Origin of the sequence: Butyricimonas hominis (genome assembly GCF_014287455.1) — a bacterium.
Lineage (GTDB): Bacteria > Bacteroidota > Bacteroidia > Bacteroidales > Marinifilaceae > Butyricimonas > Butyricimonas muris.
Window position 1 is genome coordinate 624,039 of sequence record NZ_JACOOH010000001.1, and the last position, 11,843, is coordinate 635,881.

The window sequence follows — 11,843 nt, forward strand, 5'->3', positions numbered from 1 at the left end:
AGCCTTTCGGCTCTTTTTTTTGTTATTATGCCGAATAAATATTACATTTGGATGCATAATGACATTTTTATGAAAAAGCATCCCCTCCATATAACGATCTTTCTTTTATTATTCTTTATTTCAAATAGTTATGCTCAAAAGATTGATTTAATGCTACTCCCCACAGAAAAACGGGATAGTATTTTAGTAGAAATCGCTAAAAAAACGGTACTCAAACATGGACCGGATTATTACCGGGCAGACCGGGAAGTAAAGATTGACGGCAGCGGAGAAAGTTGGACAGGCTCGAAAGGGAAATTCCGTTTCTTTAGTGTTAGTTTTGCCAGCAAGCCGCGTGAAGAAGACCTTTGGTGTGATTACGCCGCGGAAGTATATATAAACATCGATACCCGAAAACCATTTTTTATCGCTTTTGGGAATGGCTATCGCGCCTATAATGAACCCGGACATTTTCAAGATACAATTATACCTTATCAGCAAAGACACGAGGTTCCTCTACCTCCCCTTCGCCCTATTCGTAATTCTCTCAATTTAGACGATCCGTTCTACTCGGATGATAGCAGAGATAGCACATTATCTTCATGGTGCCGTATTTTCATGGAAAAGTTTGCTCCCGAATATTACCGGGAAGATTACAAGCCGGAAATAACCAAAGGCATCAGTTTGGATGACGGGGGACGTTCTATAACAATTTCAGCAGCATACATCCCAAGAGATCCTCGTGAAGGACCAACAGACAAAGAGGAAAGAGAATTCGGCAGATACAAGTATTACATTGTATCCTATCTTTACGATGGCAGAGAAGAATATTTTTCTCGAAACTATTCGGCTCAAATAGAGATATGGGCAAAAACCAGCGAATTACGCCAAGTCAAATTCGGCAATGGGATCGAGATAAAATTAAGTGGCGCCCTTATGGAAGAAATCTCAGATACCCGGGGACGCAACAAATTCCTGCTTCCACTCATGCAAAGTGGTTTGGAATTAGATCCTCAACGGAAAAAAGTGCGGTTAGACTCTTTAGTTGCCAATACACGAGATTCATTGCTCCTGCAACTTAGTAAAGAAGCAGTATTAACAATAGGGCCGGGCTATTACCGAGAATACCAAAGGCCCTTGACCGATTCCACAACCATGGTAAACGTGGGACAAGGTGAAATGAAGCATTATTACCAAAAGTATCTTCCTCCAAAGATTTGTAGCAAAACATGGAAAGAACATGACAAAAATAAAAACAGGATGTATTACGAGGTAAACTTGTATCGCAATCCTCTCGAAGACAATCTATACAATAAAGAAGCTGCTAAAGTAAAAGTTTGGGCAGACACGGGAGATGTTTTCAGTATACATTTTGGCAATAACGTACTTGTTAATTTTGACGGTCTCGATTACCGGAAGATGAAAGAGATTGTTCCTTACCAAGACAGGAAATTAAAATAACAGATATAAAAAAAGTGGCCTAAGCCACTTTTTATTCGTCATTCTTCAACGACTTGAATCCCCTTCCAAGTATCTCCCGGGAGTCGATCACGTTGATAAAAGCATCCGGATCGATTTCACGAATACGATGACGCAAGATCATCATTTCACGACGGGTAAGAATCGTGTAAACAATTTCGCGAGATTCTCCTTTATAAGCACCGATTGCCGGAAGAATTGTCGCTCCGCGGTTGATGTCGTTCAAGATGATATTCTTGACTGTATCAACCTCCTTCGTCACGATCATCAAGGTCTTGTGCACGGAAGCACCTTCCACGATCAAATCGATCACTTTACCTTCTATGAAGACAATAATCCAAGAGTACATCGGCAATTTCCAATCCCCGAAAGCCACCACGGTAGTTAAGGTAATCGTACAGTCGACGATAATTACCAGTGTACCGAGAGAAATATGCGTGTACTTGTTCAAGATCATGGCGATGATATCCGATCCCCCGGAGGTAGCACGGGACTTAAAAATCATACCGATACCGATACCGTAAACGATACCACCGAAAATAGATGACAACAAGGGTTCCTGAAGCATTGTACGCTCCGTGATACCGGGCTCCAACAAAGCATCAAAACCGTACGTCTGGTGGATCAACCACATGAAACTGGGGATAGCAAATGTACAGATCACTGTTTTAATTCCGAACTTCGCTCCCAGGAAATAAATTCCCAACAACAACAACGGGATGTCCATACAAAGGGCGGAAAGTTCTGTTCTCCAACCCCACAAATGATGGAATACCATTGACAAACCATAGGTGCCTCCCGGAGCAAAACCATAAGGCTCCGCGAACATCACTGCACCCACGGCAAACACGAAACAACCACCCAGCAACCAAGCATAAGTGATAAAGAAATCCTTAGAGAATAATTTCTCCTTAGTTACAAATCCCATACTAAATTCATTTATTATTCGACTTATTAATCGCACTCGTTAACGGCACAAAAGTACAACTTGTTTTCGACTTTTTACAACGTTTTCGTGGCTTGAGAAATTATTGTATTACACTATATATCAATACAATACAAATAAAACAACTCGCATAATTATACAATCCGCTTCATAATTATACAAAAACCAAAAAAGTCCTTCAGAAATAATTTTCAATTCTCCATTTTCAATTTTCAATTATTTTCCCTACGTTTGTGAATGTATTGGAGAGTTAATGTTAGTCGTAACATTAGAAGGGAATCCCGTGAGAGTCGGGAACTGTACCCGCAGCTGTAAGCTTCATAACTTTAGTCTCTACTGCCACTGTCTGTACATAGATGGGAAGGCGACGAAAAGGAAGTAAGTCAGAAAACCTGCCAAGACGTAACTGTTTATGTGGCTTTCGGGAATTGAAGCTGGCCAGATGTCTATCGTGAGTGTCCACGATTTTCCTCTACCCCAATTTTCCAACAAGCATTGTTCTGTGAATAAGTGAGCACGTAATTGGATGTAAAATATCTCTGCCAACTTGTTTTACGTTGAATTTACAAGCTCACTTATTTTTATAGACTACCCGTAAAATTCTTTCACCAGCGACAAAATCGCATCCGGAACCAAGCCGGTAATATCTTTCTTTTGAATAATCATTTCCCGGATTTCTGTCGCGGACAAGGGAAACAAAGGAGCATCTATCATCCGCATTCCCGGGAATTGCCCGACAGTCACGTCTATTCCTAACCGGGGATACACGAAAATAGGGCAATGTTGCACGATCCAACGATAGTCTTTCCACTTCGTAAAATTCTCGACATTATCCCCACCAATGACCAAAACGAATTCCCGCCCCGGGTATTTCTCGAACAATAAATGCAGTGTATCCACCGTGTAAGAGGGTTTAGGCATGGTGAACTCAATGTCACAGGCTCGCATCCGGGGATCGTCGGCAATAGCTGCCTCAACAATTCGCAGACGGTCTGCCTCCGGCAAAAGGAACCGATTGATTTTAAAAGGATTGCAGGGACTGATAACAAACCATACCTCGTCGCACAATTTATTATCCAATAAATAGCGGGCAATTCCCACGTGACCGTTATGGATCGGGTTGAACGAACCGAAAAAAAGAGCCGTCACGGGCTGCCTGTATCCCTTTTCATCCTGCACCGCCATAACTATTTCAAAAAATCTCTTACCGCTTTTTCCGCCTGCTCCAGAGCACTTTCCAGCTTATCGTTCACTACGACGATATCAAATTTATCGGCAAAGGTCATTTCATATTCCGCTTTCGCCACCCGCTCCTCGATCTTCTCCGCGGAATCGGTACCCCGGGACTCTAATCGCTGACGTAAAACCTCCACGGATGGCGCTTGCACAAAAATAGAAAGAGCCCGTTCCCCGAATATCTTCTTGATATTCACGCCCCCGACAACATCCACGTCGAATACGACCGTATGCCCCTTCGCCCAAATCCTTTCCAACTCGCTCTTCAGTGTCCCGTAATAACAACCCGGATAAACCTGTTCCCACTCCAAAAAATCATCCTTATCGATCTTCTGTCTAAATTCATCCGTCGAAAAGAAATAATATTCCTTCCCATGCCGCTCTTCCCCTCTCGGCGATCTGCACGTCGCTGAAATCGAAAATTCCAATCCCAAACCCCGGGAGAGCAGATAATTCACAATAGTACTTTTCCCGGAACCACTGGGAGCTGAGAAAATAATCACTTTTTTCATTATTAATTATAAGTCTATAAGGTCCATAAAGTCCATAAGGTCTATAAGGTCCTTCTTTGTTAATCTAACATTTTTATAAAATTCGATAACATTTTGGAGATTCTTTCTGTTTCCAAAATCAAATCGGCACAAGTATTCTTTTCTATATAATCCAATTCTTTGGCTAATATTAACATTGAACGAACCTCTCCACAAGATCCTTTAGCAACAAAAAGGAAGTGCTTAAATTCTTTATCTGATCGACGTTCAAAACCTTCTGCAACATTATTCATGACAGAAACAGCAGCCCGTTGTATCTGATCTTTAAAACCATAGTCCTTTATTGGAGCCAACAATTTATAAATATTTTTTGTTAACTCCTTAGCTTTCTGCCAAGCAAGAATTTCTTCAAATCTCTCTATTTTCATGACCTTATGGACTTTATGGACCTTACAGACCTTACGGACTTATAACACATTAAGGCTCTGTTCTTTTATCTTTTCAAGTTCATCTTTCATGCGGACGACGAGCTTTTGAATGTCGTGATCGTTAGCCTTGGAACCCATGGTGTTGATTTCACGACCGATTTCTTGGGCTATAAATCCGAGTTTACGACCGGGAGCAACTTCTTTCTCGACAGTTTCGATAAAGTATTTACAATGGTTGGCAAGACGAACTTTCTCTTCCGTGATATCAAGTTTCTCAAGATAATAGATGATTTCCTGCTCTAAACGGTTCTCGTCGATATTTTTGATTTCGCCCCACTCTTTCATTTTGTCCTGCAAACGCTGTTTAATCGTCACCACGCGTTGTTTCTCGAAGCGGGGGACTTCGGCAGATAGACTCTTGATTAAATCTACACGTTTCAATATATCGGCAATCAATACCTTTCCCTCCTGTACGCGGAATTGATCCACGTCGGACAAGGCTTTCTCGATAGCACTTCTCAAAGCATTCCAAGCTTCCTCATCCAATTCATCCATCTTCACCTGCATGGTATCCGGGAAACGCATCACGGTTTGTAGTAATTCCCCTTTATCTATCTCAATACCCAAAGACGAAGCCACCTCGTTCATCTGGTTGTAATATTGTTTCACCACCGCCTGATTCACCGCGACTCCTTTTTCTTCCTCCGCGTTATCAAAATAGATATACATATCCACCTTACCGCGTTCCAACACATTTTTAATCATATTCCGGATCTCGATATCTTTCTCCTTGTAAAGACTCGGGGTTCTAAGATTAATATCCAATTGCTTTGAATTCAAGCTTTTTACTTCGACAATTACTTTCTTCGTTCCGTAGTCTGCTGTTGCTTTACCGAAACCGGTCATTGATTTTATCATACGTTCTTGTTTTTTATACAAACATTTAAGCACAAAAGTAAGGCTTTTTTTGAAAACCGACGTCGAATATTTACCTTTGTTGAGTTTTAAACACTACATAATGGAAACAAATCGTCTCTCTACCTTCCAAAAAGGAGTTGTCGGCGTACAATTTCTTTTCGTCGCTTTCGGTTCTACCGTACTCGTTCCTCTACTTGTCGGGCTTGACCCGTCCACCGCGCTTCTCACAGCAGGAATCGGGACATTGCTTTTCCACCTTGTGACCAAAGGTATCGTACCTATCTTCCTCGGCAGTAGTTTCGCTTTTATCGCTCCCATCATAAAAGCCGCGGAATTGTACGGCATGGCAGGAGCTCTCTCCGGCATGGTTGCCGTGGGTGCGGTATATGGAGTCATGAGTCTGCTCGTCAAATGGCGAGGCACGGACTTTATAAAAAGACTGTTTCCCCCGATTGTTATCGGTCCGGTCATTATTCTGATCGGGTTATCTCTCGCCGGAGCCGGCGTGAAAATGGCTAGCGAGAATTGGATTCTTGCCCTAACCGCTCTCGTCACCGCTGTCGTTGTTTCTTTGAAAGGAAGAGGACTTTTAAAACTAATCCCTATTTTTTGCGGGATTATCGTGGGCTATCTCGTGGCATTTTTCTTTTATGGCATAGACACGACTCCCGTAAAGGAAGCCCCGTGGTTTTCCTTGCCTCAATTTATAACCCCGGATTTCTCGTGGGAAGCCATTCTGTTTATGATACCCGTGGCCATCGCTCCCGTCATCGAGCATATCGGGGATGTCTACGCCGTGAATAGCGTCACGGGCAAAGATTTTATCAAGAATCCCGGGTTACACCGCACCTTGCTGGGTGACGGTATTGCCTGTGTATTTGCCGGACTCATCGGCGGTCCCCCGGTAACAACTTACTCGGAAGTAACAGGCGCCGTTTCCTTGACGAAAGTAACCAGCCCGGCAGTCATCCGGATTGCCGCTGTTACAGGTATTATTTTCTCTATTTTCGGTAAAATAAGCGCTTTCTTGAAATCCATCCCCGCCCCCGTGCTGGGTGGTATCATGTTACTCCTTTTCGGCACTATCGCTTCACTGGGCATGAGCAACCTGATCCAAAACAAAGTGGATCTCTCGAAAACCAGAAATATGATTGTCGTTTCCCTCATCCTGACTTTCGGTATCGGCGGTGCCGCCTTCCAATGGGGCAACTTTTCCATGTCGGGAATCGGACTTGCCGCTTTACTCGGAGTCGTACTTAACTTGATTTTACCACAAGAAACCACGAAATAGAGTTTATAAAGTTCATAAGGTTTGTAAAGTTCATAAAGTTACGGGAGTCCTTCGGACAATATTTATCGGTAGCTTATGCTGCCGTAGATAAAGCGCCCGCAGTGTCTATATACTTTATAAACCTTATGAACTTTATAAACCGATCTATTCTTAACAATTAAGTATCTGTGCTGTAACAAAAGATTCACAATATCAGCGGAAATTGCGGTCGTAAAAAGATAGAAAACAGATTACTTAAATGAATAGAAAATGAAAAACTTATTTCTAACAACAATTTTAATGTTAGCTGTTATTTTCAACAGCAACGCGACGAATGGGGAAACCACTCCCAACAAAAAAGTATCTATCTCGGGAGCCGGGGCTACCTTCCCTCTTCCGTTCTACAACCTAGCATTCAAGACCTATCAGGACAAAACCGGGAATTCCGTCACTTACGGGGGAATCGGCAGCGGTGGAGGTATCCGCAGCCTGAAAGATAAAATCGTGGATTTCGGAGGTTCGGATGCTTACCTTTCAGACAAAGAAATGAGCGAAATGCCCGCCGCGGTGATCCACATCCCGACTTGTATGGGAGCCGTGGTGTTAGCCTACAATCTTCCGGGAGTAGACAATCTGAAATTAACCGGAGAGATAGTGGCAGACATTTACATGGGTAAAATCACCAAATGGAACGACAGCCGCATTGCCACTATCAACCCCGGAGTAAATTTACCCGACAAAGACATGAGTCCCGTGTATCGCTCAGACGGTAGTGGAACTACTTTCGTGTTCAGTGACTATATGACCAAAATCAGCCCGGAATGGGCAGAAAAAATCGGTACCGGAAAATCATTGAAATGGCCGGCAGGAATGGCAGCTAAAGGCAATCCGGGTGTTGCCGGGGTAATCAGCCAGACCGTGGGTTCTATCGGTTACGTGGGTTCCGAGTACGCCTTTGCCATGAAAATCCAATTCGCGCAAATGAAAAATGCAGCCGGAAAGTTCATCAACCCGAACACGGAAAGTATCTCCGCCGCCGCCAAAGGAGACATGCCCGCCGACACCCGCACGATGATTACCAATTCCACCGCACCGGATGCTTACCCGATCAGCTGCTTTACATGGATTCTCCTGTACAAGGAACAAGCCTATGCCAACAGGAGTCTGGCACAAGCAGAAGAAACGCTAAAACTTTTAGATTGGATGTTGGATTCGGAAGCACAATCCATGACCACGAAAGTAAACTACTCCCCGCTTCCTGCCAAAGCCGTGAAAAACGCGAAAGCATTACTGAAGTCGGTTACCTATAATGGAAAACCGATTTTATAATAAATCCACACGATACCATATCACAAAGAGAGTATCTCTGTCATCGAGATACTCTCTTTTTTTATAACAAGAAAATCACTATCTTTGCACCCTAATTTAGAGTTTTACACCCGAATGAAGAACATTAGAAATTTCTGTATCATAGCGCATATTGATCATGGCAAGAGTACTCTTGCCGACCGTTTGTTGGAAACGACAGGGACTGTCGTGGGGAAAGATTTGCAAGCACAAGTGCTTGACGATATGGACTTGGAGCGAGAACGGGGAATTACCATCAAGAGCCATGCTATACAGATGGACTACAATTATAAAGGCGAAAAATACGTCCTTAACTTGATTGATACCCCAGGACACGTGGACTTCTCGTACGAGGTTTCACGCTCGATAGCCGCTTGCGAAGGAGCTTTGCTGATCGTGGATGCCACTCAGGGGATTCAAGCACAGACGATATCGAACCTCTATCTCGCCATCGACAATAACCTGGAGATTATCCCGGTACTCAATAAAATGGATATGCCGAACGCCATGCCCGAAGAGGTAAAGGACCAGATCGAGGAATTGCTCGGTTGCGACCGGGAAGATATCCTTGAGGCTAGCGGAAAAACGGGATTGGGTGTGGACAAAATTCTGGAAGCCGTGGTCGAACGGATTCCGGCTCCCACGGGAGATCCGGACGCTCCCCTTCAAGCTCTGGTTTTCGACTCGGAATTCAATTCATTCCGGGGGATTATTACCTATTGCCGGATCATGAACGGCAGCTTGAAGAAAGGTGATAAAGTGAAATTTGTCAGTACAGCCAAAGAGTACGATGCTGACGAGATTGGAGTATTGCGTCTGGAACAGGAACCCCGTAACGAATTATGCACCGGGGACGTGGGATATATTATCTCGGGAATTAAAACTTCGTCCGAAGTAAAAGTCGGTGATACCATCACCCATGTCAGTCGCCCGTGTGAAACCGCGATCGAGGGATTCGAAGAGGTGAAACCTATGGTTTTTGCCGGAATTTATCCCATTGATTCGGAAGATTATGAAGACTTGCGTACTTCTATCGAGAAATTGCAATTAAACGATGCCTCGTTAACCTTTGAGCCGGAATCTTCTGCCGCCTTGGGCTTCGGGTTCCGTTGCGGATTCTTGGGCATGCTGCACATGGAAATCGTGCAGGAACGCCTCGACCGCGAGTTCGACATGAACGTTATCACCACGGTTCCCAACGTAATGTATATCGCCCACACCACGAAAGGCGAATCCTTCGAGATGCACAACCCCTCGGATATGCCGTCACCTACCGTACTGGATTATATCGAGGAACCTTATATCAAGGCACAAATCATCACCCCCACGGATTATATCGGACAAATCATGACGCTTTGTCTCGGTAAACGCGGGATACTGATAAAGCAACATTACCTGACCGGAAACCGTATCGAGTTGAATTACGAGATGCCACTGGCTGAAATCGTCTTCGACTTCTACGACAAACTGAAAAGTATCACGAAAGGATACGCCTCTTTCGACTATTTCCAGATCGGTTATCGCCGGGCAAATCTGGTGAAACTGGATATCCTGCTTAACGGAGAATCCGTGGACGCCCTGTCCGCCCTTATCCATTTCGACAATGCTTACTCCTTCGGGAAGCGCATTTGCGAGAAATTGAAAGAACTGATTCCCCGCCAGCAATTCGATATCGCCATACAGGCTGCCATTGGAGCGAAGATCATATCTCGCGAAACAATCAAGGCTGTTCGCAAGGACGTGACGGCAAAATGCTACGGTGGTGATATCTCCCGTAAACGTAAACTATTGGAAAAACAGAAAAAAGGAAAGAAGCGAATGAAACAAATCGGTAACGTCGAAGTGCCGCAGAAAGCATTCCTTGCCGTACTGAAACTGGATTAGAAAATAAGAGGTGTGTTTGGACACACCTCTAGTCTGTAATGTCCATAAAGTCGAGCCTCCGGCTCCTAAAGTCCATAAAGTCCACAATTCAATAACAAAATGATATACAATATCATAAATTAGGACTCTCAATACATTTGACCTTACAACAATTATGGACTTTCAGACCTTATGGACGCAAGGGCGTGTTTTGACACGACCTCCTTTTATTTTCTAAACCAACCCTTTAGCATCCCGATAGCCCGGTGTTTCGTGTTATACACGGTACGAATACTCATCCGTAACTTCTCGGCTATCTCTTCCGCCTCGAAACCCGACAGATAAAGTTTCATCACTTTCCCCCCGGGATCAGGAATCCGCTCGACATATTCCAACAATGAAGCCCCCAGTTCACTTTCCACGATATCATTCTCAAAACCGCTATTCAATTCTGCCACACTTTTATATTTCCGCTCCACTTCCAAATGATTCACGTAATTCCTGTAACCATTTTTGATCGCGACAAACAGGAAAGCCTTTATTTTCAAAAAACTGTCAAAAGTAATATCCGTCCGCTCCCAGAGATTACAGAACACATCCTGCACCACATCATCCGGCTCCATTGAAGTAGTCGCGTAAAGACGCCTAGCGTAAGTATGAAGTTCCGTGAAATATTTCATATACACGGAAGTAAAAGCCGAAGTATCACGTCGATTAAAACGTGTTAACAAAACCGTAAGCTCATCATCATTCCTGCAAGGATCCATACACGACACTTTGATATTTTCCTCCTCAAAGTTAGAAAAAAATTACAAATCTCATAGTATCTATACAAGTTATTCCAAAATTATACTATTCTCGTTTCTTCCATCGTCGCTTCACCCAAGCCACTGCTATCGAACTCACGATTCCTCCCACGATACTAACCATGCCGGCAAACAAGTGATCTGCCACCTGCGACAACACCGAGTTAAAACTCAACGTTGTAAACATTCCTATCACAAAATAATCCATACAATTGAAAATTGAAAGTTAAAAACAAAAGGGCTCCAGCCGCCCAAAAGCGAAGCCCCGTGCGGCTGGAATCACCCAATCTAAAATCAGAAATCAAGAAATCAGTAAGCTGTCCGACGCCCTTTTCCCGTTTTTCAACGTGGCAAAACAATACACCTTCACGTTCGTGTTGTCCCACTCTTCCGGGAGCGCACAACTCGTGCTGCCACTCTCGCCACGCTCTCTCAACGCCACCAGTCTCGCCCTTCCCCGTGTCGTCTCGTACAATACACCATACACCTTGTCCTCCGCGGAAGCGTACCCGTCCTCCTCTTCCTGTACTTCCTGCGTGAACTGGTACTTCTTACTCTCCTCGTCGTACGTTACCGTTACCTTCGGCGGATTCACCAACCCGGTAGCTACCAGCAATTTCTCAAAATCTACTGTCGCCACGTTCTTCTCGTCCACCGTTACGGCTTTCTGATTCGACGCCACGAACGCGTTCGACGTCGTCCCCTTCCCGATCCCCACGAAGCCTTTCTGCACGATCGGCAATAGACTCTGGGATAGCTGTACTAACGTTTTCATCCTCGCCCGCTGTGCCAAAGCCTCTGGCGTCGGGTTATCCTTCCGGGAGAATATCTTCGCCTTCGCGATGTTCTTCTTCCTCGTGTAACACAACGTGATGTTACCTACTGATTTTCTCGCTTTACCTAACAAATAAGAATTAAATTCTGCCATAAAATAATTGAAAATTGAAAGTTGAAAATTGAAAATGAACTCCTCCCTCAACTTCACGAACCAAATAATATAAGGTAATTCAGCTCTCCCTCTGTTTATAGAGGGAGTACGGCGAAGCCGGGAGGGAGTTCAATCTAAAATTTAAAATCTAA

General features: G+C 44.0%; 12 protein-coding genes and 1 riboswitch. Of the genes, 4 read left to right on the top strand and 8 right to left on the bottom strand.

Annotated features, from left to right (window positions below; genetic code table 11):
* Positions 1 to 150: 150 nt before the first annotated feature.
* The gene (locus H8S64_RS02405) at positions 151 to 1,440 is read left to right on the top strand and encodes a hypothetical protein (RefSeq protein ID WP_186974801.1); all 1,290 of its coding nucleotides are present in this window, start codon (positions 151 to 153) and stop codon (positions 1,438 to 1,440) included.
* A 31-nt stretch (positions 1,441 to 1,471) separates the two neighbouring features.
* Here the strand turns inward: H8S64_RS02405 and H8S64_RS02410 are convergent, their stop codons facing one another.
* From H8S64_RS02410 to H8S64_RS02430, 5 genes are all read right to left on the bottom strand, one after another.
* Positions 1,472 to 2,386 carry a YitT family protein gene (locus H8S64_RS02410; RefSeq protein ID WP_186974802.1) on the bottom strand — a complete coding sequence of 305 codons (915 nt, stop codon included), beginning with the start codon at positions 2,384 to 2,386 and terminating at the stop codon, positions 1,472 to 1,474.
* Between the two features lie 244 nt (positions 2,387 to 2,630).
* A riboswitch (cobalamin riboswitch) is annotated at positions 2,631 to 2,818 on the top strand.
* A 174-nt stretch (positions 2,819 to 2,992) separates the two neighbouring features.
* On the bottom strand, positions 2,993 to 3,589 hold the full coding sequence (gene nadD, locus H8S64_RS02415) for a nicotinate (nicotinamide) nucleotide adenylyltransferase (protein WP_186974803.1): 597 nt from the start codon (positions 3,587 to 3,589) through the stop codon (positions 2,993 to 2,995).
* 2 nt (positions 3,590 to 3,591) lie between these two features.
* A complete protein-coding gene (gene gmk, locus H8S64_RS02420) occupies positions 3,592 to 4,152 on the bottom strand; it encodes a guanylate kinase (RefSeq protein WP_186974804.1) in 561 nt (186 codons plus the stop codon).
* Positions 4,153 to 4,211: 59 nt separating this feature from the next.
* On the bottom strand, positions 4,212 to 4,559 hold the full coding sequence (locus tag H8S64_RS02425) for a four helix bundle protein (protein WP_186974805.1): 348 nt from the start codon (positions 4,557 to 4,559) through the stop codon (positions 4,212 to 4,214).
* Positions 4,560 to 4,598: 39 nt separating this feature from the next.
* Positions 4,599 to 5,477, bottom strand: a complete 879-nt coding sequence (locus tag H8S64_RS02430) for a YicC/YloC family endoribonuclease (RefSeq protein WP_099291231.1) — start codon at positions 5,475 to 5,477, stop codon at positions 4,599 to 4,601.
* A 100-nt stretch (positions 5,478 to 5,577) separates the two neighbouring features.
* Here H8S64_RS02430 and H8S64_RS02435 point away from each other — a divergent pair, with 100 nt between their 5' ends.
* The 3 genes from H8S64_RS02435 to lepA all read left to right on the top strand — a co-directional run bounded on the left by H8S64_RS02435 (position 5,578) and on the right by lepA (position 9,978).
* Entirely contained in the window at positions 5,578 to 6,768 is a 1,191-nt protein-coding gene (locus tag H8S64_RS02435; protein ID WP_186974806.1) for a uracil-xanthine permease family protein, read from the top strand.
* A 249-nt stretch (positions 6,769 to 7,017) separates the two neighbouring features.
* Positions 7,018 to 8,076 (top strand): phosphate ABC transporter substrate-binding protein PstS, encoded by a 1,059-nt coding sequence (gene pstS / locus H8S64_RS02440; protein ID WP_255469392.1) that lies wholly within the window; start codon positions 7,018 to 7,020, stop codon positions 8,074 to 8,076.
* 114 nt (positions 8,077 to 8,190) lie between these two features.
* Entirely contained in the window at positions 8,191 to 9,978 is a 1,788-nt protein-coding gene (lepA, locus tag H8S64_RS02445; protein ID WP_099291853.1) for a translation elongation factor 4, read from the top strand.
* A 206-nt stretch (positions 9,979 to 10,184) separates the two neighbouring features.
* On the opposite strand, the gene H8S64_RS02450 is transcribed toward lepA, so the two are convergent.
* The 3 genes from H8S64_RS02450 to H8S64_RS02460 all read right to left on the bottom strand — a co-directional run bounded on the left by H8S64_RS02450 (position 10,185) and on the right by H8S64_RS02460 (position 11,691).
* The gene (locus tag H8S64_RS02450; RefSeq protein ID WP_186974807.1) at positions 10,185 to 10,724 is read right to left on the bottom strand and encodes an RNA polymerase sigma factor; all 540 of its coding nucleotides are present in this window, start codon (positions 10,722 to 10,724) and stop codon (positions 10,185 to 10,187) included.
* 85 nt (positions 10,725 to 10,809) lie between these two features.
* Positions 10,810 to 10,971 carry a hypothetical protein gene (locus H8S64_RS02455; RefSeq protein ID WP_176554979.1) on the bottom strand — a complete coding sequence of 54 codons (162 nt, stop codon included), beginning with the start codon at positions 10,969 to 10,971 and terminating at the stop codon, positions 10,810 to 10,812.
* A gap of 93 nt (positions 10,972 to 11,064) precedes the next feature.
* Positions 11,065 to 11,691 carry a DUF6266 family protein gene (locus H8S64_RS02460; protein WP_186974808.1) on the bottom strand — a complete coding sequence of 209 codons (627 nt, stop codon included), beginning with the start codon at positions 11,689 to 11,691 and terminating at the stop codon, positions 11,065 to 11,067.
* Positions 11,692 to 11,843 lie beyond the last annotated feature (152 nt).

Excerpts from the sequence above, each read along its gene's own strand:
- H8S64_RS02460 (WP_186974808.1), bottom strand. The coding sequence starts at position 11,691 with ATGGCAGAATTTAATTCTTATTTGTTAGGTAAAGCGAGAAAATCAGTA.
- H8S64_RS02410 (WP_186974802.1), bottom strand. The coding sequence starts at position 2,386 with ATGGGATTTGTAACTAAGGAGAAATTATTCTCTAAGGATTTCTTTATC.
- gmk (WP_186974804.1), bottom strand. The coding sequence starts at position 4,152 with ATGAAAAAAGTGATTATTTTCTCAGCTCCCAGTGGTTCCGGGAAAAGT.
- H8S64_RS02405 (WP_186974801.1), top strand. The coding sequence starts at position 151 with ATGCTACTCCCCACAGAAAAACGGGATAGTATTTTAGTAGAAATCGCT.
- nadD (WP_186974803.1), bottom strand. The coding sequence starts at position 3,589 with ATGGCGGTGCAGGATGAAAAGGGATACAGGCAGCCCGTGACGGCTCTT.
- H8S64_RS02455 (WP_176554979.1), bottom strand. The coding sequence starts at position 10,971 with ATGGATTATTTTGTGATAGGAATGTTTACAACGTTGAGTTTTAACTCG.
- H8S64_RS02425 (WP_186974805.1), bottom strand. The coding sequence starts at position 4,559 with ATGAAAATAGAGAGATTTGAAGAAATTCTTGCTTGGCAGAAAGCTAAG.
- pstS (WP_255469392.1), top strand. The coding sequence starts at position 7,018 with ATGAAAAACTTATTTCTAACAACAATTTTAATGTTAGCTGTTATTTTC.
- H8S64_RS02430 (WP_099291231.1), bottom strand. The coding sequence starts at position 5,477 with ATGATAAAATCAATGACCGGTTTCGGTAAAGCAACAGCAGACTACGGA.
- H8S64_RS02450 (WP_186974807.1), bottom strand. The coding sequence starts at position 10,724 with ATGGATCCTTGCAGGAATGATGATGAGCTTACGGTTTTGTTAACACGT.
- lepA (WP_099291853.1), top strand. The coding sequence starts at position 8,191 with ATGAAGAACATTAGAAATTTCTGTATCATAGCGCATATTGATCATGGC.
- H8S64_RS02435 (WP_186974806.1), top strand. The coding sequence starts at position 5,578 with ATGGAAACAAATCGTCTCTCTACCTTCCAAAAAGGAGTTGTCGGCGTA.